The sequence below is a fragment of the Streptomyces sp. NPDC002867 genome, from assembly GCF_053591895.1.
Map to the genome: position 1 here is coordinate 115,500 of NZ_JBSFUR010000008.1, position 22,862 is coordinate 138,361.

General features: G+C 71.9%; 21 protein-coding genes and 1 pseudogene. 11 read left to right on the top strand and 11 right to left on the bottom strand.

From position 1 onward, the window contains the following. Positions 1-312 precede the first annotated feature (312 nt). Genes ACWD0A_RS10540 through ACWD0A_RS10550 form a run of 3 tightly spaced genes read right to left on the bottom strand, consistent with a single transcriptional unit; the run spans position 313 to position 2,505 of the window. A complete protein-coding gene (locus ACWD0A_RS10540) occupies positions 313-975 on the bottom strand; it encodes a hypothetical protein (RefSeq protein WP_451296590.1) in 663 nt (220 codons plus the stop codon). Positions 976-983: 8 nt separating this feature from the next. Further along, a complete protein-coding gene (locus tag ACWD0A_RS10545; RefSeq protein ID WP_451296592.1) occupies positions 984-2,207 on the bottom strand; it encodes a hypothetical protein in 1,224 nt (407 codons plus the stop codon). Next, the gene (locus tag ACWD0A_RS10550) at positions 2,200-2,505 is read right to left on the bottom strand and encodes a hypothetical protein (RefSeq protein ID WP_451296594.1); all 306 of its coding nucleotides are present in this window, start codon (positions 2,503-2,505) and stop codon (positions 2,200-2,202) included. The genes ACWD0A_RS10545 and ACWD0A_RS10550 overlap by 8 nt, the downstream gene beginning before the upstream one ends. Before the next feature lie 133 nt (positions 2,506-2,638). On the opposite strand from ACWD0A_RS10550, the gene ACWD0A_RS10555 reads away from it, so the two are divergent. Then, entirely contained in the window at positions 2,639-3,991 is a 1,353-nt protein-coding gene (locus ACWD0A_RS10555; protein ID WP_451296596.1) for an SDR family oxidoreductase, read from the top strand. A gap of 37 nt (positions 3,992-4,028) precedes the next feature. Here ACWD0A_RS10555 and ACWD0A_RS10560 read toward each other — a convergent pair whose 3' ends face one another. Beyond that, positions 4,029-5,003, bottom strand: coding sequence for an acyl-ACP desaturase (locus ACWD0A_RS10560; protein ID WP_451296598.1), 975 nt, complete (start codon positions 5,001-5,003; stop codon positions 4,029-4,031). A gap of 196 nt (positions 5,004-5,199) precedes the next feature. Next, positions 5,200-6,846 carry an ABC-F family ATP-binding cassette domain-containing protein gene (locus ACWD0A_RS10565; protein ID WP_451296600.1) on the bottom strand — a complete coding sequence of 549 codons (1,647 nt, stop codon included), beginning with the start codon at positions 6,844-6,846 and terminating at the stop codon, positions 5,200-5,202. A gap of 339 nt (positions 6,847-7,185) precedes the next feature. On the opposite strand from ACWD0A_RS10565, the gene ACWD0A_RS10570 reads away from it, so the two are divergent. Both ACWD0A_RS10570 and ACWD0A_RS10575 read left to right on the top strand, forming a co-directional pair. Then, positions 7,186-8,010 (top strand): isocitrate lyase/PEP mutase family protein, encoded by an 825-nt coding sequence (locus ACWD0A_RS10570; protein ID WP_451296602.1) that lies wholly within the window; start codon positions 7,186-7,188, stop codon positions 8,008-8,010. 139 nt (positions 8,011-8,149) lie between these two features. After that, positions 8,150-8,725, top strand: a complete 576-nt coding sequence (locus ACWD0A_RS10575; RefSeq protein ID WP_451296604.1) for a dihydrofolate reductase family protein — start codon at positions 8,150-8,152, stop codon at positions 8,723-8,725. A 107-nt stretch (positions 8,726-8,832) separates the two neighbouring features. Here the strand turns inward: ACWD0A_RS10575 and ACWD0A_RS10580 are convergent, their stop codons facing one another. Then, positions 8,833-9,249 (bottom strand): SsgA family sporulation/cell division regulator, encoded by a 417-nt coding sequence (locus tag ACWD0A_RS10580; protein ID WP_451296606.1) that lies wholly within the window; start codon positions 9,247-9,249, stop codon positions 8,833-8,835. Positions 9,250-9,437: 188 nt separating this feature from the next. Between ACWD0A_RS10580 and ACWD0A_RS10585 the strand changes: the two genes are divergently transcribed. After that, positions 9,438-10,541: a WD40/YVTN/BNR-like repeat-containing protein gene (locus tag ACWD0A_RS10585; RefSeq protein ID WP_451296608.1), complete on the top strand. Its 1,104-nt coding sequence runs from the start codon at positions 9,438-9,440 to the stop codon at positions 10,539-10,541. A 10-nt stretch (positions 10,542-10,551) separates the two neighbouring features. On the opposite strand, the gene ACWD0A_RS10590 is transcribed toward ACWD0A_RS10585, so the two are convergent. After that, positions 10,552-10,851: a YciI family protein gene (locus ACWD0A_RS10590; RefSeq protein ID WP_451296610.1), complete on the bottom strand. Its 300-nt coding sequence runs from the start codon at positions 10,849-10,851 to the stop codon at positions 10,552-10,554. Positions 10,852-10,892: 41 nt separating this feature from the next. Between ACWD0A_RS10590 and ACWD0A_RS10595 the strand changes: the two genes are divergently transcribed. After that, positions 10,893-11,585 (top strand): endonuclease V, encoded by a 693-nt coding sequence (locus tag ACWD0A_RS10595; protein ID WP_451296612.1) that lies wholly within the window; start codon positions 10,893-10,895, stop codon positions 11,583-11,585. Positions 11,586-11,945: 360 nt separating this feature from the next. Here ACWD0A_RS10595 and ACWD0A_RS10600 read toward each other — a convergent pair whose 3' ends face one another. Beyond that, a complete protein-coding gene (locus tag ACWD0A_RS10600; protein WP_451296614.1) occupies positions 11,946-13,145 on the bottom strand; it encodes a saccharopine dehydrogenase family protein in 1,200 nt (399 codons plus the stop codon). Positions 13,146-13,377: 232 nt separating this feature from the next. On the opposite strand from ACWD0A_RS10600, the gene ACWD0A_RS10605 reads away from it, so the two are divergent. The 4 genes from ACWD0A_RS10605 to ACWD0A_RS10620 are packed head-to-tail and all read left to right on the top strand — an operon-like array spanning position 13,378 to position 19,122. After that, positions 13,378-14,511, top strand: a complete 1,134-nt coding sequence (locus tag ACWD0A_RS10605) for a CaiB/BaiF CoA transferase family protein (protein ID WP_451296616.1) — start codon at positions 13,378-13,380, stop codon at positions 14,509-14,511. Beyond that, the gene (locus tag ACWD0A_RS10610) at positions 14,508-15,650 is read left to right on the top strand and encodes an acyl-CoA dehydrogenase family protein (RefSeq protein WP_307712431.1); all 1,143 of its coding nucleotides are present in this window, start codon (positions 14,508-14,510) and stop codon (positions 15,648-15,650) included. The genes ACWD0A_RS10605 and ACWD0A_RS10610 overlap by 4 nt, the downstream gene beginning before the upstream one ends. A 45-nt stretch (positions 15,651-15,695) precedes the next feature. Beyond that, positions 15,696-16,910: an acetyl-CoA C-acetyltransferase gene (locus ACWD0A_RS10615; protein ID WP_451296619.1), complete on the top strand. Its 1,215-nt coding sequence runs from the start codon at positions 15,696-15,698 to the stop codon at positions 16,908-16,910. Positions 16,911-16,947: 37 nt separating this feature from the next. After that, positions 16,948-19,122 (top strand): 3-hydroxyacyl-CoA dehydrogenase NAD-binding domain-containing protein, encoded by a 2,175-nt coding sequence (locus ACWD0A_RS10620; RefSeq protein ID WP_451296621.1) that lies wholly within the window; start codon positions 16,948-16,950, stop codon positions 19,120-19,122. A 160-nt stretch (positions 19,123-19,282) separates the two neighbouring features. Here the strand turns inward: ACWD0A_RS10620 and ACWD0A_RS10625 are convergent. Beyond that, a pseudogene (locus ACWD0A_RS10625) lies at positions 19,283-19,545 on the bottom strand (DUF2087 domain-containing protein); the annotation flags it as partial. A 41-nt stretch (positions 19,546-19,586) separates the two neighbouring features. Next, complete coding sequence (locus tag ACWD0A_RS10630) at positions 19,587-20,333, bottom strand: MerR family transcriptional regulator (RefSeq protein WP_451296623.1); 747 nt, start codon at positions 20,331-20,333, stop codon at positions 19,587-19,589. Positions 20,334-20,445: 112 nt separating this feature from the next. Between ACWD0A_RS10630 and ACWD0A_RS10635 the strand changes: the two genes are divergently transcribed. Both ACWD0A_RS10635 and ACWD0A_RS10640 read left to right on the top strand, forming a co-directional pair. Further along, the gene (locus ACWD0A_RS10635; RefSeq protein WP_451296625.1) at positions 20,446-20,922 is read left to right on the top strand and encodes a macro domain-containing protein; all 477 of its coding nucleotides are present in this window, start codon (positions 20,446-20,448) and stop codon (positions 20,920-20,922) included. A gap of 61 nt (positions 20,923-20,983) precedes the next feature. Further along, positions 20,984-21,679 (top strand): hypothetical protein, encoded by a 696-nt coding sequence (locus ACWD0A_RS10640; RefSeq protein ID WP_451296627.1) that lies wholly within the window; start codon positions 20,984-20,986, stop codon positions 21,677-21,679. An 81-nt stretch (positions 21,680-21,760) separates the two neighbouring features. Here ACWD0A_RS10640 and ACWD0A_RS10645 read toward each other — a convergent pair whose 3' ends face one another. Beyond that, positions 21,761-22,840: a S1 family peptidase gene (locus ACWD0A_RS10645; RefSeq protein WP_451296629.1), complete on the bottom strand. Its 1,080-nt coding sequence runs from the start codon at positions 22,838-22,840 to the stop codon at positions 21,761-21,763. Positions 22,841-22,862: the final 22 nt, after the last annotated feature.

A 22,862-nucleotide genomic window follows, 5' to 3' on the forward strand; every position in this document is an offset into this window, starting at 1 on the left:
GCCCACGCGGCTGATATCGGCAGGGGTACTCCCGCCACGGGTAGTTCCGGAGGATCCGGGTCGACCTCGGCGCCAGAGCCAACGCTGGCATGGCGATCAGGAATGCTGCCAGCGACAGGAAGAGAGCCAGGACAACGAGAGGGATGCTCCAGGTGCGGAGGGGCACGAGCCGAGCGGCGGCGAAGATCAGAAGCGGGGCCGCCGCCGAAGCCACGAGCCATGCCACGCGGCGGCGGAGCCCCTTGCTCTGGGCCGCAGCCGTGGACGGGTGGTCAAATGCAGATCCGGCCGAAGACCACGCTTCGTGGGACATCACAGTGCCAGCTCCGCAAGCCTGCTTCGTGGTGGAGCGGTGTCCGGCTGCGGAGTCGGGGGATGGAAGGCGACGGTACGCCCGACGCCGAGGAGGATCTCCGTGTAGTCGTCGCTCAGGCCAACAGCTGTCGTGGTCAGGTCGATGATGATGATCTGCGGACCAGACGGACGCGGCACGCTCAGGCGGGCCTGGAAGACACCCTGGGGCACGGGAGCGATGGCTGTCGAGTTGCCTCTCGCAGGAAACGGTGTCGGTAGCAGGCACGTCACAAGAGCCGCGCCGGCACTGCACGGCAGCTCAACCAGCTGGCGTCGCACGACGGTACCGAAATGTGTCTCTGCCAGCCGGAGCGCACTGTGAGCGCCGGCCAGTGTGCTCGTACATGCCCCGGCCGTCACCTCCGAAAGTGACAGGAGGCTAGTCGAGACACCCTCGTCATCGTCGGCATGCACTCCGAGCGCGGCGAACATCGTGCCCTGTTCACGGAGGTCGCCGAGCAGGCCAAGGGCCCTCCCGGGTTCACCGTCCAGCTGGTCCTGGAAGGCTGAGCCCGAACTGAGAACGGCCACATCGTCGCGGAGTTGCCCAGCCAGGTGTTCGAGGTCGTCGAGGTCGATATCGATGTATCCGGGCGGCAGCTGGAACCAGGTCCGGGTCATGGTTGCTCCTAGCGTGTGAGGTTCGCCCACGTGCGGGCTGCGGCGATGCCAGCTCCTGGCCCGTCGGACACGGCGAGGCGAGTGGTGTCGACTGTCGTCGCCGCATTCCTGACGCCGTCGTTGCCACTGGCCGGGGTCAGACTCACGGCAGATGTCGCAACTCCTGCGCCGGACATGCCCGCTTGTAATGGCTTTTCCAAGCGGGGGTCCGTGTGGCGAACGACCCAGTCCAGGACGGGTTTCGGAGCGTCGTTGATCTCCCTCATTGCTGCTACGGAATCCGAACGCAGGGCATTGGTGCCGCCGCGGAGCGCGGCTGACGCACCTTGCTCAGCAGCGATGCCGGACCTCGTGACGGCAGCCATTCCCTTGGCACCTTGGGCGACGGCACCCACACCAGGGAGCGCACCGAGCGCATCTCCCGTCAAGGTGACCGCGCTCGACCAGAACCGGCCGTCGAATTGCCCTGTGGTGAATCCCGCCTTGAGCGCGGCACGGTGTTGTGGGTCATTCGCGTGCGACGCGAAAGCGGCGAGGCTCAGGCCGGCAGCCGCGAAGAGCAGCGGGATCGCGAAGGGACCGGCCACAAAGATCGCGGCGAGTCCAAGCCCGGCCGACAGCAGCGCCAGCGTGTCACCCAGATGGTCGTCGACCCAGCCCAGCACCTTGTCCAACGCCCCCGGCTCGCGCGGTGCCAGTCTGTCCGTCGCCTCGTTCAGGGACTTCGCGATGCGCGCCGCCTCCGCCGCGTGTGTCGCCTCCAGTTCATGGGCCAGCGCGCGGACCGACGCCAGTGCCGTACGCGCGCGCGTCACCGCGGACGCCGCCGTGCGGAGGTCCGGTGGCGGGGCGTCCGGGGTCGCGGCGAGGGCGTCGTGGTGGGACTCCGCGCGCCGCAGTTCCGCCGCGGACAGCCGCGCCCTCGTCTCGTACGTCCGTGCCGTCGCCTGGTAGCCGACCAGGTCCTCGTGCCACGACAGCAGTCGCGCCGACGCCTTCGACACCGAGCGGTGCGCGTTCCTCAGGTACCGGGGCAGGTCGCCGTCCAGCGCGCCGCGGAAGGCCTGCGCCGCCTCGCCCCTCCAGTGCGCGCTCTCCCCGAGGAGGCGGTTCACCAGCGCGTGCGCCGTGCCCAGGGCCGTCGCCGAGGCGTGCAGTTTCCTCTGGAGCGCCGCGATCTCCGCCGGGCTGCCCGGGGCCGGGTCCCAGCCCAGGTGCGGATACTCAGCCATGCCGCGCCGCCACGGCCTTGAACGCCGCCTCGACCGCCCGCTCCACCTCCGCGAACCCGGCCCGCGTGGCCTGCACGCCGTCGCGGACGGACGTGATGCGGCCGTCGAGTTGTTCGGCGCCGTACTTCCAGCGCTTCTGGAAGCCGTCGCACGCCTCGTCGAGCGCGGCGGTGCCCAACTGGTCCGCCCGTACGTGTTCCAGCGCTCGGCGCGCCTCGCCCAGTGACGTCAGGGACTCGTCGAGGGCCCGGCAGAACCGGGCCAGCTGACGGCCGTTCACCTCGAGATCGGGATCCATGGCCGCTCACCCTGGCAGACCGTCGGCCGTCGGGGACAACTGCCGTACCCCGCACGAGTGGGGGGATATCCGGATGCCCCGATTGACGGGCTGTCGTTAGGATCACCGGACTCGGCAGGGGTGGGACGACGACATGAACGACCAGGTCACGGACGACGAGTTGGACGCCTTCGCGCTCATGGCGCGCAAGCTGCGCGCGCTGCCGCTGGGCGATCCCCGGCGGATGAGGGGCGAGTCGATCGCCGCGTCGTTCGCGCGCGAGAGCCGCAATCTGCGGCGCAAGGCCGTGCGGCGCGCCCGGTCCGAGGCCGATGCCGCACTCGCGGCCGGGACCGCCACGGGTGCCCTCGACCGGCGGGAGGACGCGCCGCTCGCGGCCGTGGAGACGGGCCGGGACGTCGAGCACTACGAGCGACCCCGGCATTGCTATGTCTGCAAGGCGCTCTACCGACAGGTCGACAGTTTCTACCACCGGCTCTGCCCGCCCTGCGCCGCCGACAACGCCGCCCGGCGCTCGCTGAGCACGGACCTGCGCGGACGGCGGGTCCTGCTCACCGGCGGCCGGGTGAAGATCGGCTTCCAGCTGGCGCTGATGATGCTGCGGGACGGTGCCGAGCTGCTGGTCACCAGCCGGTTCCCGGACGACACGCTGCGCAGGTTCCGGGCCGTGCCAGGCAGCCGCGACTGGCTCGGCCGGCTGACGGTCGTCGCCGTCGACCTGCGTGACCCGCGGCAGGTGCTGGGCCTGTGCGAGCGGCTGCGCGACAGCGGCGAGCCGTTGGACGTCCTGGTCAACAATGCCGCGCAGACGATCCGCCGCCCGCCCGAGGCGTACGCGCTGCTGGCCGCGGGGGAGAGCGGCGCCGAGCGGCCCGGCGTGCTCATGGCGCCCGGCTATGCGCCGATGGCGGCCGTGGGGGCACCGGACGGCGCCCTCTCACTCGTCCTGCCGGAGGCCGAGGCGGAGGCGTCCGAGCAGACGGGCCTGCTGCCCGACCTCGCGCCGGAGAACTCCTGGTCGGCCCGGCTCGGCGGCCTCGACCCCGCCGAGCTGCTCGAGACCCAGCTGGTCAACGCCCTGGCGCCGGCCCTGCTCGCCGACCGCCTGCTTCCGCTGCTGCTGGCCTCGCCCAGGCCGCGGCGGTACATCGTCAATGTGACGGCCGTGGAGGGCCGGTTCGCGGTGCGCAACAAGACGGCCCGCCACCCGCACACCAACATGGCCAAGGCGGCACTGAACATGCTCACGCGCACGAGCGCGGCGCAGCTCGCCGCCGAGGGCGTGCACATGTGCAGCGTCGACACCGGATGGATCACCGACGAGAACCCCGCGCCGCGCAAGGCGCGGATCGCCGCCTTCGGCACCCGCACGCCGCTCGACGTCGTCGACGGCGCGGCGCGGATCTACGATCCGATCGTGCGCGGTGAGGCGGGCGACCCGGTCGCAGGCGTGTTCCTCAAGGACTACCAGGAGGCCGCGTGGTGAGACCGGGCCCGCACTCCGGGGCCGGCCGGCCCCGGCGTCACTTCCCCGCGCGGGCCGCCATGCGGGCCTTGCGGGCGGCGAGCTTCTCGTCGAACTTCCTCGCCTCGGAGTCCAGCCCGCCCAGGTACAGGCCGAGCTCCTCCTGAGCCTTGAGGCCCTCGGGGCCCAGACCGTCGATCTCCATGATCTTCAGGAAGCGGAGCACCGGCTGGAGGACGTCGTCGTGGTGGATGCGCAGGTTGTAGATCTCGCCGATCGCCATCTGCGCGGCCGCGCGCTCGAAGCCGGGCATGCCGTGTCCGGGCATCCGGAAGTTGACCACGACGTCGCGGACGGCCTGCATGGTCAGGTCGGGGGCGAGCTCGAAGGCCGCGCTCAGCAGGTTGCGGTAGAAGACCATGTGCAGGTTCTCGTCGGTCGCGATGCGCGCCAGCATCCGGTCGCAGACGGGGTCGCCCGACTGGTGGCCGGTGTTGCGGTGCGAGACGCGGGTCGCGAGCTCCTGGAAGGCGACGTACGCGACGGAGTGCAGCATCGAGTGGCGGTTGTCCGACTCGAAGCCCTCCGCCATGTGCGCCATGCGGAACTGCTCCAGCTTGTCCGGGTCGACCGCGCGCGAGGTGAGCAGGTAGTCGCGCATGACGATGCCGTGCCGGCCCTCCTCCGCGGTCCAGCGGTGCACCCAGGTGCCCCACGCGCCGTCGCGGCCGAAGAGGGTGGCGATCTCGTGGTGGTAGCTCGGGAGGTTGTCCTCGGTCAGCAGGTTCACCACGAGGGCGATGCGGCCGATGTCGGTGACCTTGGACTGGTCCGGCTCCCAGGCCTCCCCGTCCTCGAAGAAGCCCGGGAAGTTCCGGCCGTCGCCGAAGGGCACGTATTCGTGCGGCATCCAGTCCTTGGCGACCTTGAGGTGGCGGTTGAGCTCATTCTCCACGACCTCTTCGAGTGCGTACAGCAGCCGGGCGTCGCTCCAGGCGTCCGAGCTGCCGAGGTGGGGAGAGGTGATCGTCACGAGTGCTCCTGGGGGACGGGAGAGGTACCTACGGATTCGTAGGTTACGAAACCGTAGGTTAAGCACGCGATAAGGCCTCGGCCAAGCCCGGCTCCGCAATGGCCCCTTACATACGGTTATGTGGCCAGGTGGTGCGGGGCCAGGGAGAGGCAGGTCACTTCCGGTTCCAGCCATGCCCCCTCGCACCGCGCCCTCCTCAGCCCTCCGGGAACGCCTCCGCGCCCAGCTCGTCGGCCGAGATGTCCCGCAGCCCCTCGCCGTCCAGCAGCAGCCGGCGCGTGACGCCGATCGACTCCAGGAACGTCACATCGTGGCTCGCCACGATCAGGGCGCCCTCGTAGGACTCCAGCGCCGCCGTCAGCCGCCGCACGCTCGCCATGTCGAGGTTGTTCGTCGGCTCGTCCAGCATGAGCAGCTGCGGCGCGGGCTCGGCCAGCAGCAGGGCGGCGAGGGCGGCCCTGAAGCGCTCACCGCCCGACAGCGTCCCCGCCGGCTGGTCGGCCAGCGTCCCGCGGAACAGGAAGCGCGCGAGTTTGGCCCGGATCGCGTTGTTCGTCGCGCCCGGCGCGAAGCGGGCCACGTTCTCGACCACGCTCAGGCCGTCGTCGAGCAGATCGAGACGCTGCGGCAGGAAGCGCAGCGGAACCTGTGCCACCGCCTCGCCGGCGACCGGCGCGAGCTCCCCGGTGATGGTGCGCAGCAGCGTCGTCTTGCCCGCGCCGTTGCGCCCGACCAGGGCGATGCGCTCGGGCCCGCGCACCTCCAGCTCGCCGGGGATCTCGGCGCCGTACCGCAGGCGCAGTCCGCTCAGCCGCAGCACTCCGCGCCCCGGGTGGACGGTGGTGTGCGGCAGCTCGATGCGGATCTCGTCGTCGTCGCGTACGGCTTCCGCGGCCTCGTCGAGGCGTTCCCGTGCCTCCGCGAGCCGTTCCGTGTGCATGATGCGGTGCTTGCCCGCCGACTCCTGAGCGGCGCGCTTGCGGGCGCCCATCACGATCTTGGGCTCGCGCTTGCTGTCCCACATCTTCTGTCCGTACCGCTTGCGGCGCGCCAACTTCACCTGTGCGTCGGCCAGTTCGCGCTTCTGTCGCTGCACGTCGGCCTCCGCCACACGCACCATCCTCTCCGCCGCGTCCTGTTCGACGGCGAGCGCCTGCTCGTACGCCGTGAAGTTGCCGCCGTACCAGCTCACCTCGCCGTCGCGCAGGTCGGCGATCTGGTCGACGCGTTCGAGTAGTTCGCGGTCGTGGCTGACGACCACCATGACCCCGGACCAGGCCGTGACCGCGTCGTAGAGCCTGCGGCGCGCGTACAGGTCGAGGTTGTTGGTCGGCTCGTCGAGCAGCAGTACGTCCGGCCGGGCCAGCAGCAGGGCCGCCAGCCGCAGCAGGACGCCCTCGCCGCCGGACACCTCGCCGATGGTGCGGTCCAGGCCGATGTGAGCGAGACCGAGCTGGTCGAGTGCGGCGCGTGCGCGCTCCTCCACGTCCCAGTCGTCGCCGACCGCGGTGAAGTGCTCCTCGCTCGGATCGCCGCCCTCGATGGCGTGCAGCGCCGCGCGGGTCGCGGCGATGCCCAGCACCTCGTCGACGCGCAGGCCCGTGTCGAGGACCAGGTTCTGTGGCAGGTACCCGACCTCGCCCGCGACCCGGACCGTGCCCGAGACAGGGGCGAGATCGCCGGCGATCAGCTTCAACAGGGTGGACTTTCCCGAGCCGTTGAGGCCGATCAGGCCCGTACGGCCGGGGCCGACGGCGAGGTGGAATTCGTCGAACACCTGCGTGCCGTCCGGCCAGGCGAAGCCGAGGGAGGAGCAGGTGAGGAAAGCGGGGGTGAGTGGCATACGGGTCTCCGGGTCGCGTGGAAGGGGCGGGGCAACGGTGGAGACACCGGGACACGTGGCGACGGAGCCGTACGGGAACGAGAAGAGGTCCCGGTCGGGCGGAAAGCGGACGGCAGAGCGTCGAGGTCGCACACGTGCGCGCGGGCAAAGGCCGGGCCGCACGGTGTCTCGTGACCTCAGACGAGCAACGTCCTACTCCGATCGACGACAACAGAACCGTCGTACACGGTAGGGACCGGCCCGTCGGGCTGTCAAAGCATTTACGGGCCGCCGGGCCCGCCCGCGTTGATGTCGGAAAACTGCCGGCCACCGCGGGGGAAGCACTGATTGAGTGCGGGCATGACGAACCTTCGTGACCTCGCCCGCCGCTTCCACTCCCTGCACACCACCGGCCGTCCGCTGCTGCTCCCCAACGCCTGGGACACGGCGAGCGCCCGGATCATCGAGGACGCGGGCGCCGCGGCGATCGCCACGACCAGCGCCGGCGTCGCCTGGGTCCTCGGCACCGCCGACGGCGACCGGCTGGAGGGGGCCGCGGCTCTCGCCCAGGTGGCGCGTATCGCCTCGGCCGTCGGCGTGCCGGTCACGGCGGACATCGAGGGCGGCTACGCGGCCGACGCCGACGGCGTCGCCGCCACCGTGCGCGCCGTGCTGGACGCGGGCGCCGTGGGCGTCAACATCGAGGACGGCCTGCGCCCGGCCGACGAGCACGTCCGCCGGGTCGCGGCGGCGCGGGCCGCCGCGGACGCGGCGGAGGTCCCGCTCTTCGTCAACGCCCGCATCGACGTCTACCTCGCGGGAATCGGCGCGGAGGCGGACCGGCTGGACGAGACGCTCCGGCGGGCCGCGGACTGCGTCGCCGCCGGAGCGGACGGGATCTTCGTGCCGGGCGTGGTCGACCCGGGGACCGTGGAGGCGCTGGCCAAGGGGATCGACGCGCCGCTGAACGTGATGGCGGGCCCGGGCGCGCCCGACGCCGCCGAACTGGGCCGGCTCGGGGCGGCGCGCGTCAGCGTCGGGTCGGGTATCGCGCAGGCCGCCCACGCCGTGGTGCGCCGGGCCGCCGCCGAGCTGCTGGAGACGGGCACGTACACGGCGCTGACCGGCGGCGAGGACTACGGGCGGCTCAACGCCCTGATGGGGGAGCGCCGGAGCGACCGCTAGGCCGTTTTCTGAAAGATCGCCGTCCTTCGTGATGATCTCCGCGTGGGGTGGGGAGATCTGAGGGGATCCCGCGAGGCGTGATGAGTCCTGCGGCGGTCGGCGGTCATAGTGTCGAACCAGTTCCCGAGGAGGACTTCTGATGCGCAGCGTGACCTATTCGATGGGCGTCTCACTTGACGGCTACATCGTCGGGCCGGACGGCGACTTCGACTGGACGGCGCCCGACGAGGAGGTCTTTCGCTTCTGGATCGACGAGATTCGACAGGTCGGCGTCCACCTGTTGGGACGACGGCTGTACGAGACGATGCTGTACTGGGAGACCGCCGACCAGGATCCATCGCTCGACGACTCCATGCTCGAGTGGGCCGCGCTGTGGAAGCCGCTGCCCAAGGTGGTGTTCTCCACCACGCTGTCGACGGTGCAGGGCCATGCCCGCCTGGCCTCCGGCGGCCTGGCGGAGGAGATCGAGCGGTTGCGAGCCGAGCCGGGGGAGGGCGACATCGCGATCGGCGGGGCGACTCTCGCCGCCGAGGCGGCCGCGTTGGGTCTGATCGACGAGTACCGGGCCATGGTCTACCCGGTGCTGGTCGGCGGTGGCATTCCGTTCTTTCCCCGGCGCGAGCGCCGGGTGGACCTCGAACTCGTCGAGACCCGCACTTTCGGCTCAGGAGTCGTCTACCTCCGCCACCGCGTGGCGCGCCAGGCCTTGCTTTAGCATCGGGCGGATTGCCCGCGACCGCGGCGACCTGCTAGCCCGCCACCGTCCTGGGCCGGCCTGGAACACCGACCCGTCCCCCGCGCCCGCAAGGCGTAGGGGGAGGGTCAGCGGGCGTCGCGCAGCAGCTCGGCGAGGTCGTGGTCGAGGTCCAGGTGCAGATGCTCGCTGCCCGCCGGCACCAGGGCCTGCGCCCGTTCGAGGAAGCGGAGCAGCTCACCGGTGCGGATGTGCACCACCGCGGTGCCCTCGGCTGCGTGGAACTCCAGCACCGTACGGTCGTAGCCGTACGGCCGTACGCGGACGTCCCCGACGCCGGTCGCCGCGCGGACGCCCTCGGCCAGCAGCTCGCGCGAGAAGGACCACGAGATGTCGGCGCCCTCCAGCGTCGCCGGGGCCGGGAAGTCGATACGCACGGCGAAGGGGTCCCGGCGGTCGTAGTGCAGCGTCGCCGGAACCGACTCCATGCGGGGTGCGGAGGCGACGAGGCGGGCCTGAACGGCCTGCTCGATGACGGTGGGCAAGGCCCGCTCCTTCGTGTGCGGCTCGGTCGGATCGTCCTGCCCGGGGCTCCCGGGCACCACGGAAGACGCTGGAGCAACGGAATCCGTGCATCCGGGGGGCGAGTGAGCTGTGTCACCGCCCCGGCCCCGTGCCGTACGCCGTCTCGCACTCTGGACGGCATAAGGCCCGTGGGCTAGCTTCCAGCGCCATGACGTCCAAGGGGAAGACGAGACGAATGGTGTCGGTGGGGCTGTGCGCGGCTGCGGTTTCCGCGGTGCTCGCCGTACCGGCACAGGCGGCCCGGCCGGCCGCGGAGGCGAACACGCGCGCGGCCGCGGCGACGCCCGCCTGGAAGCTGAAGGAGACCGGGGCCGACGTGCGGTTCCGGGGCCTCGCGCCGGTCAGCCGCAAGGTGGCGTGGGTGGCGGGATCCAAGGGGACGGTGCTGCGCACGGGGGACGGCGGCCGTACGTGGCTGAACGTCTCGCCGCCGGGGGCGGGGGAGCTGGAGTTCCGGGACGTCGAGGCGTTCGACGCCCGCCGGGCCGTCGTTCTCGCCATCGGCGAGGGGGAGGCGTCCCGTGTCCTGCGCACCGACGACGGCGGGGAGACCTGGACCGAGTCGTTCCGCAACACCGATCCGCGAGCCTTCTACGACTGCGTCACCTTCTTCGACCACCGCCACGGGCTCGCCATGAGCGACCCGGTCGACGGCAAGTACCGGATCCTGTCCACCGGTGACGGGGGCCGGTCCTGGAAGGTGCTGCCGAGCGACGGCATGCCGGCCGCACTGCCGGGCGAGGCGGGCTTCGCCGCGAGCGGCCAGTGCCTGGTCTCCTCCGGTCCGAAGGACGTCTGGCTGGCCACCGGGGGAGGCGCCACGGCCCGGGTCCTGCACTCCGCCGACCGCGGACTGAACTGGAGCGTCGCCGAGTTGACCGTGCCGGCCGGGGATCCCGCGCGCGGAGTCTTCGCTCTCGCCTTCCGCGACCGCGAGCAGGGCATCGCCGTCGGCGGCGACTACCGCAGCGGCGAGGCATCACCCCGGGCCGCGGCCGTCACGGCGGACGGCGGGCGCAGCTGGCGCCAGGCGGCGACACCGCCGCCCGCGTATCGCTCGGGCGTCGCGTGGCTGCCGCACCTGAAGTCGGCGGCCCTCGCCGTCGGCCCGACCGGTACGGATCTCACGGTCGACGGCGGCCGCACCTGGCGCACCGTGGACAGCGGATCGTTCGACACCGTCGACTGCACGCCGGACTTCGGGTGCTGGGCGTCGGGCGAGAAGGGCCGGGTCGCGCGCCTGGAGTTCTGACCGGGCGCCGCTACGACGGCAACTGCTGCCGGTAGGGGGCGAGTTCGGGAGCGGTCTTGGTCGCGATGAACTCCGTGATCCGGTAGGTGCACACCTCGCCCATGACGAAGGGGTCGGCCGCGGCGATCTGCTCGATCCGCTCGCGGTCGTCCCCGACGGCGAGGATCACGCCACCGTCGCGCGGGTTCTTCCGTCCGGAGGCGATGAACACGCCCTCCTCGTAGAGCGCGTCCAGCCACTCGACGTGCGCGTCGAGGAGCTCCTCGACGCGCTCGACGGGAGCGGTGTAGGTCAATTCCATTACGAACATGATCGCCAGGTTACCCGGGCGCGGCTTAGGCTGATCGGACCATGAAGATCGTCGACATTCCCGCGGGCTGGCCCGAGACCGAGGAGGCGGCCCTGGCCGTCCAGGACGAACTGCGCACGCGCGTCGTCCTCGACGAGGCCGGGCCGCCGCCCGGCACGGGGCTGGTGACCGGTGTCGACGTGGCGTACGAGGACGAGCGCGACATCGTCGCCGCGGCGGCCGTCGTGCTCGACGCCGCGACCCTGGAGGTCGTGGCGCGGTCCACGGCGATCGGCCGGGTCTCCTTTCCTTACATCCCCGGGCTGCTCGCGTTCCGAGAGATCCCGACGGTGCTGGCCGCGCTGGAGTCCCTGCCGGTGGGGCCCGGGCTGGTCGTCTGCGACGGCTACGGACGGGCCCATCCCCGGCGCTTCGGGCTCGCCAGCCACCTCGGCGTGCTGACAGGGCTGCCGGTGATCGGGGTCGCGAAGAACCCGTTCGTCTTCTCCCACGGCGAACTGGGCGACCGGCGCGGGGACTTCGCGCCGCTGCGCGCCGAGGACGGCGAGGAGGTGGGGCGGGCGCTGCGGACGCAGTCGGGTGTGAAGCCGGTGTACGTCTCGGTCGGCCACCGGGTGACGCTGGACGCGGCCTGCGCGCATGTGCTGCGCCTGGCGCCGCGCTTCCGCGTCCCGGAGACGACCCGCCACGCGGACGCGCTGTGCCGCCGGGCCTTGCGCGAGGCGACGCCGTAACTCCCGGGGGCGCTGCCCCCGTGCCCCTGCGCCTCAAGCGCCGGCGGGGCTGCGTATCGCGCGGCGACGCGCCGGCCCCGGGGCCGTCTGCCCTTTCCGGGGCTCTGTCCCGGGCCTTGCGCCTTCAATCGCCGGTGGCTGCGTGTGCGCGGCGCTCCTGTCGGGGCTCTGCCCCGAGCCCCGCGCCTCAATCGCCGGCGGGGCCGGGTGGGCCTGGGGTCCCTCCCACGGCCGCCAGGCAGTAGGGGAGTTTGAGGACACCGCGCGGAGCGCGGTACCGGGGCCGGGCGGAGCCCGGTTCAGGGAAGGGGCGGGGTGGGGAAACGGCCCCCGCGCAGCGGCCCCACCCCGCCGCGCCCCCTACCGCACCGCCGCCACGCGGAACCGCACCCCCCGCACCCGCAGCCGGTCCACCAGCGCGTCACCCATCGCCACCGCCGTCGTCAACTGGCCACCGCCCACCGTCAGTTCGTCGAAGGCGAGACACAGCGCCGACTCCGCCAGGATCTTCGCCGTCTCGTCGTACCCGGGGTCCCCGCCCGACACTTCCGTGAACACGCGGCGGCCACCGCCCTCGCCCACGAAGCGGACCGAGAACCAGCTCTTCGCGCGGCGCTGCGGGCTCGGGCCCTCGCCCGGTGCGTAGCGGCTCATCAGCCACCTGCGCGCCGCCGGGATCTGGGCGAGGGCGAAGCCCGCGCCCACCGCCGCCGGGCCGCCGAGCGCCACCGGCAGCGACGCGACCGCCGCGTAGTGGCGGTAGCGGAAGTCGGGGCCGTAACGCTCCAGCGCGCGCGCCGAACGCGCCACGATCTGCGGGTCGATCGTCGGCAGCGGCAGCGCCCACGCGCCCGTCTCCCGGTTGAAGTGCGGCGCCCCCAGCGGTGCGCGGGCGCGCCGCCCGACCAGCCGCGGCTCGTGCAGCCGGCGCTCGTGCGCGGCGCGCAGCGTCTCGCGGCCGCGCGCCATCGCCGTGAGCGCCGAGGCCATGGTCCCGCCGGAGAACATCGCGTTGGAGCTGACGAACCCGTCGACCTTCAGCGGCACTCCCTCGGGCAGCTGCCGCACCGTGAAGAAGGCGCCCAGGTCGTGCGGGACCGAGTCGAAGCCGCAGGCGTGGACGAGGCGCGCGCCGGTCTCGCGGGCGCGCGCGTCGTGGCGTACGAACATCGCGTCCACGAACTCCGGCTCGCCCGTCAGGTCCGCGTAGTCCGTCCCGGCGTCGGCGCACGCGGCCACCAGGGCCTCGCCGTACAGGACGTAGGGGCCGACCGTCGTCGCGACGACCCGTGCCGACTCGGCCAGTTCCCGCAGCGCGCGGGGATCGTCCGCGTCGGCCTCGACCAGGGGAAGGTCCGCGCATGAGGGAGCGATGACGGCGAGGCGCTCGCGCAGCCGCTCCAGCTTCGCCCGGCTTCGGCCCGCGATCGCCCACCGGCAGTCGGCCGGCGCGTACCGCGCCAGGTACTCGGCGGTGAGCTGTCCGACGAACCCGGTCGCTCCGAAGAGCACGATGTCGTACGGGCGCTGCGCGCGACCGGTCCCGTTCTGGCTGTCCAATGGCTCCTCCGCCGTCGGGGCTGTCCGGCGGATCAGGGCACGGGGCCAGAACGCCGATGTCGGTGGCTGAGGCTAGCGCGCCGCGCGGCCCCGCAGAAGAAGCGTTTCCCATCGGTAACCTGGCGTTGTCCGCGCTTCTAAGCGCTTGCTCTCCCGAAGCCCTTGTGCGGAGTGGAACACGTTCTTACCATCACTGGTGTTACATCAGTTGTGTCACACTGCTGGGGGCTGGATGACAGCGTCAATGAACGGCCCGCTGGCCGGGGTTCGTGTGGTGGAGCTGGCGGGCATCGGGCCGGGCCCGTTCGCCGCCATGCTCCTGGCCGACCTCGGGGCCGACGTCGTGCGGATCGACCGCCCCGGCGGCGCGGGACTCGGCATCGATCCGGCCTACGACCTCACCAACCGCAACAAGCGTTCGGTGCTGATCGACCTCAAGGCCGAGGACGGCCCCGGCCAGGTCCTCGACCTGGTCGAGCGGGCCGACGTGCTGATCGAGGGCTACCGCCCCGGCGTCGCCGAACGGCTCGGCGTCGGCCCGGACGTGTGCCTGGCCCGCAATCCGCGGCTGGTCTACGGGCGGATGACCGGCTGGGGACAGGACGGCCCGCTCGCCCACCGGGCCGGCCACGACATCGGCTACATCGCCCTCACCGGCACGCTCTCCATGATCGGCAAGGACGGCGAGCCGCCCGTCGTCCCGGCCAACCTGGTCGGCGACTACGCGGGCGGCTCGCTCTATCTCGTCATCGGCGTGCTCGCAGCCCTCCAGCACGCGCGCACCGAGGGCGGCACGGGCCAGGTCGTGGACGCGGCCATCGTCGACGGCGCCGCCCACCTGGCCACGATGATCCACGGCATGATGGCGGCCGGCGGCTGGCAGGACCGCCGCGGCACCAACCTGCTCGACGGCGGATGCCCCTTCTACGGCGCCTACGAGACGGCCGACGGCGGGTACATGGCGGTCGGCGCGCTGGAGCAGCGGTTCTACGACGAGTTCATCGACCTGCTCGGCATCAGGGACGAGATCCCGGCCCGCAAGGACTTCGACCGCTGGGGCGAGCTGCGCGAGGCGATCGCCGCCCGCTTCAGGACCCGTACCCGCGCCGAGTGGACCGCGGTCTTCGAGGGCTCGGACGCCTGCGTCGCGCCCGTCCTCTCGCTGCGCGAAGCCCCGGCGCACCCCCACATCGCGGCCCGCGGCACCTTCACCGACCACGGGGGCATCACCCAGCCCGCGCCCGCGCCGCGGTTCTCCGCCACGCCCGGGGCCGTGAGGCGGCCGCCGGCGATGCCCGGCGCGCACACGGCGGAGGTCGCCCGCGACTGGGACGTGACCCTGACCGATCCGCAGGAGGACCGTTGAAGCGCCAGATCTTCACCGCCGAGCACGAGGCTTTCCGCGAGACCGTCCGCACCTTCCTCGCCAAGGAGGTGCTGCCGCACTACGAGCAGTGGGAGAAGGACGGCATCGTCAGCCGGGACGCCTGGCGCGCGGCGGGCCGGCAGGGCCTCCTCGGCCTCGCCGTGCCGGAGGAGTACGGAGGCGGCGGCAACGACGACTTCCGCTACGCCGCCGTGCTGCACGAGGAGTTCACCCGCGCCGGCGCGCCCGGACTGGCGATCGGGCTGCACAACGACATCATCGGCCCGTACCTGACCTCCCTCGCCACGGACGAGCAGAAGCGCCGCTGGCTGCCCGGCTTCTGCACCGGCGAGACCATCACGGCCATCGCCATGACCGAGCCGGGCGCGGGCTCCGACCTGCAGGGCATCCGCACCACCGCCGAGGACCGCGGCGACCACTGGGTACTCAACGGCTCCAAGACCTTCATCTCCAACGGGATCCTCGCCGACCTGGTCGTCGTCGTCGCGAGGACCACCCCGGAGGGAGGTGCGCACGGCCTGTCGCTGCTCGTCGTCGAGCGCGGCATGGAGGGCTTCGAGCGCGGCCGGAACCTCGACAAGATCGGCCAGAAGTCCCAGGACACCGCCGAGCTGTTCTTCCACGACGTACGCGTCCCCAAGGAGAACCTCCTCGGCGAACTGAACGGCGCCTTCGTCCACCTGATGACCAACCTGGCGCAGGAGCGGATGGCGATAGCCGTCGCCGGGATCGCCGCCGCCGAGCACCTGCTGGAGATCACGACCGCGTACGTGAAGGAGCGGGAGGCGTTCGGACGGCCGCTCGCCAGGCTCCAGCACATCCGCTTCGAGATCGCCGAGCTCGCCACCGAATGCGCCGTCACCCGCGCTTTCCTCGACCGCTGCATCGCCGACCACGCGGCCGGCGAGCTGGACGCCGTGCACGCGTCCATGGCCAAGTGGTGGGCGACCGAGCTGCAGAAGCGCGCCGCCGACCGGTGCCTCCAGCTCCACGGCGGGTACGGCTACATGAACGAGTACCGCGTCGCCAGGGCGTTCACGGACGGCCGCATCCAGACCATCTACGGCGGGACGACCGAGATCATGAAGGAGATCATCGGCCGCTCCCTGCTCAGCTGACTCCACCTCCGCACACGGCCCACCCTCGTCGAAAGGCTCCAGACAGTGAGCACCGAAGCGTATGTGTACGACGCCATCCGTACCCCCCGGGGGCGCGGAAAGGCCAACGGCGCCCTGCACGGCACCAAGCCGATCGATCTCGTGGTCGGCCTGATCCACGAGATCGAGCGCCGGTTCCCCGGTCTCGACCCGGCCGCGATCGACGACATCGTGCTCGGCGTCGTCGGCCCGGTCGGCGACCAGGGCTCCGACATCGCCCGCATCGCGGCGATCGCCGCCGGACTGCCCGACACGGTCGCGGGCGTCCAGGAGAACCGCTTCTGCGCCTCCGGCCTCGAGGCCGTCAACATGGCCGCGATGAAGGTACGGTCCGGCTGGGAGGACCTCGTCCTCGCCGGCGGCGTCGAGTCGATGTCGCGCGTCCCCATGGCCTCCGACGGCGGGGCCTGGTTCGCCGACCCCCTGACCAACTACGACACCGGCTTCGTCCCCCAGGGCATCGGCGCCGACCTGATCGCCACCCTCGGCGGCTGGTCGCGCCGCGACGTCGACGAGTACGCCGCGCTGTCGCAGGAGCGCGCTGCCGCCGCGTGGAAGGACGGCCGCTTCGAGCGCTCGGTCGTCCCGGTCCGCGACCGCAACGGTCTCGTCGTCCTCGACCACGACGAGCACATGCGCCCCGGGACGACCGCCGACTCCCTCGCCGCGCTGAAGCCGTCCTTCGCGGACATCGGCGACCTCGGCGGCTTCGACGCCGTCGCGCTGCAGAAGTACCACTGGGTGGAGAAGATCGACCACGTCCACCACGCGGGCAACTCCTCGGGCATCGTCGACGGCGCCGCCCTCGTCACCATCGGCAGCAAGGAGGTCGGCGAGCGCTACGGCCTCACGCCGCGTGCCCGGATCGTCTCCGCCGCCGTCTCCGGCTCCGAGCCGACCATCATGCTCACCGGCCCCGCCCCCGCCACCCGCAAGGCGCTCGGCCGGGCCGGCCTGACCATCGACGACATCGACCTCGTCGAGATCAACGAGGCCTTCGCGGGCGTCGTCCTGCGCTTCGCCCAGGACATGGGCCTCTCGCTCGACAAGGTCAACGTCAACGGCGGCGCGATCGCCATGGGCCACCCGCTCGGCGCGACCGGCGCGATGATCCTCGGCACCCTCGTCGACGAACTGGAGCGCCAGGACAAGCGGTACGGCCTCGCCACCCTGTGCGTGGGCGGCGGCATGGGTATCGCCACCGTCGTCGAGCGTCTCTGACCACCCGTCCTTCCCGCCTTACGGAGCAGCCACCACCATGAGCGAGTCCACCACCATCCGCTGGGAACAGGACGAGACCGGCGTCGTCACCCTCGTCCTCGACGACCCCGACCAGTCCGCCAACACCATGAACGAGGCCTTCCGGGCCTCCATCACCGCGATCGCCGACCGCGTGGAGACCGAGCAGGACTCCATCCGCGGCATCGTCTTCACCTCCGCCAAGAAGACCTTCTTCGCCGGCGGCGACCTGAAGCTGATGATCCAGGCCGGTCCCGACGACGCGCGGTCCGTCTTCGAGGGCGGCATGGCCATCAAGCGCGCCCTGCGCCGTATCGAGACCATCGGCAAGCCCGTCGTCGCGGCCGTCAACGGCGCGGCGCTCGGCGGCGGTTACGAGATCGCCCTCGCCTGCCACCACCGCATCGCGCTCGACGTCCCCGGCTCCAAGATCGGCCTGCCCGAGGTCACCCTGGGCCTGCTGCCCGGCGGCGGCGGTGTCACCCGCACCGTACGGCTCATGGGCATCGCCGACGCCCTGCTGAAGGTGCTCATCCAGGGCACCCAGTACTCGCCGAAGCGCGCGCTGGAGAACGGCCTGGTCCACGAACTGGCCGCCACCCCCGAGGAGATGCTGGCCAAGGCGCGCGCCTTCATCGACGCCAACCCGGTCTCCCAGCAGCCGTGGGACGTCAAGGGCTACAAGATCCCCGGCGGTACCCCGTCGAACCCGAAGTTCGCCGCCAACCTGCCCGCCTTCCCCGCGAACCTGAAGAAGCAGACCGCGGGCGCCCCCTACCCGGCGCCGCGCAACATTCTCGCGGCCGCCGTCGAGGGCTCCCAGGTCGACTTCGAGACCGCGCAGGTCATCGAGTCCCGGTACTTCACCGAGCTGGTCACCGGCCAGACGTCGAAGAACATGACGCAGGCGTTCTTCTTCGACCTGCAGGCCGTCAACGCGGGCCGCAGCCGCCCCGACGGCATCGAGCCGCGCCCCGTCCGCAAGGTCGCCGTCCTCGGCGCGGGCATGATGGGCGCGGGCATCGCCTATTCCTGCGCCCTCGCCGGCATCGAGGTGGTCCTCAAGGACGTGTCGGCCGAGGCCGCCGCGAAGGGCAAGGGCTACTCGGAGAAGCTGTGCGCCAAGGCGGTGACGAGGGGCCGTACCACCCAGGAGAAGGCGGACGCGCTGCTCGCCCGCATCACGCCGACCGCGGAGGCGGCCGACCTCGCCGGCTGCGACGCCGTCATCGAGGCGGTGTTCGAGGACACGGCGCTCAAGCACAAGGTGTTCCAGGAGATCCAGGACGTCATCGAGCCCGACGCCCTCCTGTGCTCCAACACCTCCACGCTGCCCATCACCGTGCTCGCCGAAGGCGTCTCGCGTCCGGACGACTTCATCGGCCTGCACTTCTTCTCGCCGGTCGACAAGATGCCGCTCGTGGAGATCATCAAGGGCGAGCGCACCGGTGACGAGGCACTGGCCCGGGCGTTCGACCTGGTCCGCCGGATCAACAAGACGCCGATCGTCGTCAACGACTCCCGCGGTTTCTTCACCTCGCGGGTCATCGGCCAGTTCATCAACGAGGGTGTGGCGATGGTCGGAGAGGGCGTCGACCCCGTCTCCGTCGAGCAGGCCGCGGCCCAGGCCGGCTACCCGGCCAAGGTGCTCTCGCTCATGGACGAGCTGACCCTCACCCTGCCGCGCAAGATCCGCAACGAGACCAGGCGCGCGATCGAGGAGGCGGGCGGCACCTGGGCGGAGCACCCGGCGGAAGCGGTGATCGACCGGATGGTCGACGGGTTCGGCCGCACCGGCCGCAGCGGCGGCGCCGGTTTCTACGACTACGACGAGGACGGCAAGCGCACCGCGCTGTGGCCGGGCCTGCGCGAGCACTTCACCCGCGAGGACGCCGGGATCCCGTTCGAGGACATGCAGGAGCGCATGCTCTTCTCCGAGGCGCTGGACACCGTCCGCTGCCTCGAGGAGAACGTCCTCACCTCGGTCGCCGACGCCAACATCGGCTCCATCATGGGCATCGGCTTCCCGGCCTGGACGGGCGGTGTGCTGCAGTACATCAACGGCTACGAGGGGGGCCCCGCCGGCTTCGTGGCGCGCGCCCGTGAGCTGGCCGACCGGTACGGCGAGCGCTTCCAGCCGCCCGCGCTGCTGCTGGAGAAGGCGGAGCGGGGCGAGGTCTTCACCGACGCCTGACGCGCCCTGCCCCGATGAGGGCGGTGGAAGTCCTCGCCCGGCGGGTCGCGGCCACGGCTCCGACCCGCCGGGCACCGCGCCGAGGATCGTCTTCGACCGCGAGGACTGAGGACGCCGCCGACTTCACGGCCGGCGCCTCATCGTCGTGCGGTCCTGTCTGGCGTCCCCGCCGGTAGCTGCCGCCGTCCTTCGTGCGCGTCAGCAGACCCGCCAGGATCAGGTAGCGGCGCAGTCGTCGTGCACCGTCAGCAGCACGTCGTTGACCTCGCGCTCGGTGTAGTCGCGGTCCCGCTCGAAGAGCGTCTGCGCCAGGTGCGCGAGCACCTGCTCGCGCCGCGCGGCCTTGCGGGGGACGGTCGTCAGGCGACCCTCGCGGAACAGGGCGTGCACGCTGTGCGAGGTGCTGGTTCCTTGATCGGACATGCGGGGCAGCCTCGCGCACCGCCCGGCGCGCGGCAAGGCGTTTACGCGCTGCGCTCCGCGGGCCCGCCGGCGCCGAACGCCTCGCGCAGTTCCTCCCGCAGCGAGCGCTGGAACGCCGTCACCAGCGCCTGGATCACCATCGGCTGCATGTGCGCGGACAGCGACTTCATCGCGGCCACATGGTCCGGGTCCGACTCGCGCTCGCGGTAGGGGCCCCAGACCTCGTCGCGGAACAGGCGCGTCAGATCCTGTGCCGCGGCCCGGGCGTGGCCCAGCAGGACGGTGCGGGACGCGAGAATGGTCTCGTGCGCGATGGGCACGTCCAGCAGTTCGACGCCGAGGCGCAGCAGTGAGCCGTCGAGCCGGAACGCGTCCCTGTCGGTACGGTCCAGCACACCCATCGCGGCGAGCCGGTCCACGTCCTGCTCCGACAGCGGCCGGCCGGCCCGCCGCTCCAGCTCCTGCCGGGTCACCTCCTCGGCCGACTCGGGTGCCCACGAGGCGACCAGGGCGCGGTGGATGGCGAGGTCCTGGGCGCTCAGGTCGGCGGGCAACTGCTCCAGGTAGCGCTCGATGGCCGCCAGCGTCATGCCCTGGTGCTGGAGCTCCTCGATGAGAGCCAGCCGGGACAGGTGGTCGGAGCCGTAGTGCCCCACGCGGCGGGGGCCGATCACGGGCGGCGGCAGCAGACCGCGCGTGCTGTAGAAACGGATGGTGCGCACGGTGACCCCGGCGCGCGCGGCCAGTTCGTCGACGGTGAGCGTCGGCTCCTCGGTCTCGGTCGCCATGACCCTCCTTCTGCTGAACCGCACCGGTGCAACAGTATTGCTGTCTCACCATCGTTGTGAAAGCCGGGGCTTGAAGCGGGGCGTTGTCAGAGGTGCATCGTACGGTTGTGCCATGTCCGAGATCAGATACGTCCGGGGGGACGCCACCACGCCGCAGGGCAAAGGCGTCAAAGTGATCGCGCACGTGTGCAATGACATCGGGGGCTGGGGCAAGGGCTTCGTGCTCGCCCTCTCCCGCCGCTGGCCCGAGCCCGAGGCGGCCTACCGCCGCTGGCACCGGCAGCGCGCGGGAAACGACTTCGCACTGGGCGCGGCCCAGTTCGTCCAGGTCGGCCCGTACCTCTGGGTGGCCAACATGGTGGGCCAGCGGGGCGTGCGCACCGGCAGCAAAGGCGTCCCCGTGCGCTACGAGGCCATCGACACGGCGCTCGACGCCGTCGCCGGCAAGGCGCTGGAGCTGGGTGCCTCGGTCCACATGCCGCGCATCGGCTGCGGGCTGGCGGGCGGCACGTGGTCGCGGATCGAGCCGCTGATAGCCGCCCGGCTCACGGCACGGGGCATCGACGTCACCGTCTACGACCACGACTGACCGGCGGCGTCGTCCCCCGGGCGGCGATCTAGGATGGTCGGCGGCCTTCACGGGGGAGCACATGGCGACGACGACGTACTCACTGGTCAACACGGGACGGGGCGGCCTGCGGGGCGCGTACAAGGACCTGCCGCGAAGCGGCGGGCTGCCCATCATGATCGTGGCGAAGGAGGGCGGTGGCGCGCCGCGGCCTGTCGCCGTGCTGCAGCGCGACCACGGGGCGGGCGCGTTCCACGGTCACGGCACGGCACGCGAGTTCGTCCTCTGGTCCGGCGACGAGCGAGGCGAACTGCTCGCCAGGGTGACCACCGAATCCGTCACCGGCCCCCGGGCGGTCTACCGCGTCGACGACCCGGCCGGCACCGCCATCGGCCGCATCCGGATGCGCCGCGGATCACTCCTCGCGTTCCGCCGCACCCGCTGGACCGTCGAGCCCGCGAACGGCCGCCCCGCGCAGGGGGCGGCCGGGCGGCTGTTCTGGTGGGCGATGTGGTGGACGGTGTTCATGCCGTGGAACATCGTCGTGATCATCGGTTCCTTCACCGGCCTCGCCGAGGACCCGGTGACCTGCCCGCGACGGCTGACCCTGCGGGACGGGTCGGGCCGGGCTCCGCTGGTGTACCGGGGGATGCTCGACGAGTACCGGGCGGCGGCCGGCGTCTGGGACCCCCGGCTGGTGGCGGCCCTGGTGGGCATCCACCAGACGTACACCTCGGTCGCCGCGAGCGACGACACCGACTGGTACGCCAAGGGCTGAGCGTCCCGGCGCGACCCGCTCCGGACGCGATGCGGGGCGCGCCCACGGCCGGTGGGGACGCCCCGCTGTGACGAACCGAGGTCAGTAGACCGCGACCCCGTACGCGCTCAGCGCCTCGCGCACCGGCTGGTGCAGGGCCGAGCCGCTGGTGCCGGTGCAGCCGGAGCTGCCCGAGTGGATGCCCAGCGCCGTCGAGCCGGCGAAGTGGGCGCCACCGCTGTCACCGCCCGCGGAACAGGCCGTGGTGCGGACCAGGTTGTAGACCGGGCCGTCGCTGTAGTTCACGGTGACATTGACGGCGGTCACCGTGCCGCTGGTCACCTTCGTGGTGGAGCCGGACTTGCGCAGTGACTGGCCCACGATCGCGTCGGCCGCGGAGCTGATGTCCTGGTAGCTGCCGTTGTACAGGTTGACGTTCCCGGCGGGCGCCGAGCCGTCCGTGTAGCGGACGATGCCGTAGTCGTTGGCCGGGAAGCTGGTGCCCTCACGGGTGCCGATGGACGGCCCGCCGGAGGTGGCCGACCAGCTGCTCGCCGAGTTGGTGCAGTGTCCGGCCGTCAGGAAGTACCGGGTCGTCCCCTTCGAGACGTTGAAGGCCGCCGAGCAGCGGTAGCCGCCGCCGTAGATCGCGTCCCCGCCCGCCACCTCCTCGGTGAAGACGCCGGGCACACGCGTGATCCGCACACGGTCGCCGAGCGCTGCGGCGACCGTCTTCAGCCGGACCATGTCGCGCGCCGAGACCGACGAGTCGGCCTCGACCGCGACCTGGTTCGTCCGGGGGTCGATGCCCCACGAGGTGCCGGTGATCCGGGCCTTGGCCTGCAGGATGTCGATCGCGGACCGCAGCTGCGCCGCACTGCGCGAGACGAGCTCGGCGCGGGCGCCGGTCGCCCGTACCTGTTCGGCGGCCTCGGCGTCCGTCACCGTGACCACCAGTTCGCCGCTCGCGGCGTCGAGGTAGGAGCCGGCGGTGCGGTCGCCGAGGGCGCGTTCGAGCGAGCTGTGCTGGGCGTACTGGACGGCGGTCGCCGCGACGCCCGGGGCCGGACCGGCGGCCGGTACCGGGTGGTCGGCGGCCCCCGCCGTGGCGGAGCCGAGTCCGACGGCGGTGAGGGCCAGAAGGGCGGGAAGGCAGATGCGCGCGCGGAGCGTGCGTCTCATCAGGGCTTCTCCTTCTACGAGT

Bases quoted from the DNA above. Each gene is read 5' to 3' on its own strand.
- ACWD0A_RS10540 (WP_451296590.1), bottom strand. From the start codon at position 975: ATGACCCGGACCTGGTTCCAGCTGCCGCCCGGATACATCGATATCGAC.
- ACWD0A_RS10545 (WP_451296592.1), bottom strand. From the start codon at position 2,207: ATGGCTGAGTATCCGCACCTGGGCTGGGACCCGGCCCCGGGCAGCCCG.
- ACWD0A_RS10550 (WP_451296594.1), bottom strand. From the start codon at position 2,505: ATGGATCCCGATCTCGAGGTGAACGGCCGTCAGCTGGCCCGGTTCTGC.
- ACWD0A_RS10555 (WP_451296596.1), top strand. From the start codon at position 2,639: ATGAACGACCAGGTCACGGACGACGAGTTGGACGCCTTCGCGCTCATG.
- ACWD0A_RS10565 (WP_451296600.1), bottom strand. From the start codon at position 6,846: ATGCCACTCACCCCCGCTTTCCTCACCTGCTCCTCCCTCGGCTTCGCC.
- ACWD0A_RS10570 (WP_451296602.1), top strand. From the start codon at position 7,186: ATGACGAACCTTCGTGACCTCGCCCGCCGCTTCCACTCCCTGCACACC.
- ACWD0A_RS10575 (WP_451296604.1), top strand. From the start codon at position 8,150: ATGCGCAGCGTGACCTATTCGATGGGCGTCTCACTTGACGGCTACATC.
- ACWD0A_RS10585 (WP_451296608.1), top strand. From the start codon at position 9,438: ATGACGTCCAAGGGGAAGACGAGACGAATGGTGTCGGTGGGGCTGTGC.
- ACWD0A_RS10590 (WP_451296610.1), bottom strand. From the start codon at position 10,851: ATGTTCGTAATGGAATTGACCTACACCGCTCCCGTCGAGCGCGTCGAG.
- ACWD0A_RS10595 (WP_451296612.1), top strand. From the start codon at position 10,893: ATGAAGATCGTCGACATTCCCGCGGGCTGGCCCGAGACCGAGGAGGCG.
- ACWD0A_RS10605 (WP_451296616.1), top strand. From the start codon at position 13,378: ATGACAGCGTCAATGAACGGCCCGCTGGCCGGGGTTCGTGTGGTGGAG.
- ACWD0A_RS10620 (WP_451296621.1), top strand. From the start codon at position 16,948: ATGAGCGAGTCCACCACCATCCGCTGGGAACAGGACGAGACCGGCGTC.
- ACWD0A_RS10630 (WP_451296623.1), bottom strand. From the start codon at position 20,333: ATGGCGACCGAGACCGAGGAGCCGACGCTCACCGTCGACGAACTGGCC.
- ACWD0A_RS10635 (WP_451296625.1), top strand. From the start codon at position 20,446: ATGTCCGAGATCAGATACGTCCGGGGGGACGCCACCACGCCGCAGGGC.
- ACWD0A_RS10640 (WP_451296627.1), top strand. From the start codon at position 20,984: ATGGCGACGACGACGTACTCACTGGTCAACACGGGACGGGGCGGCCTG.
- ACWD0A_RS10645 (WP_451296629.1), bottom strand. From the start codon at position 22,840: ATGAGACGCACGCTCCGCGCGCGCATCTGCCTTCCCGCCCTTCTGGCC.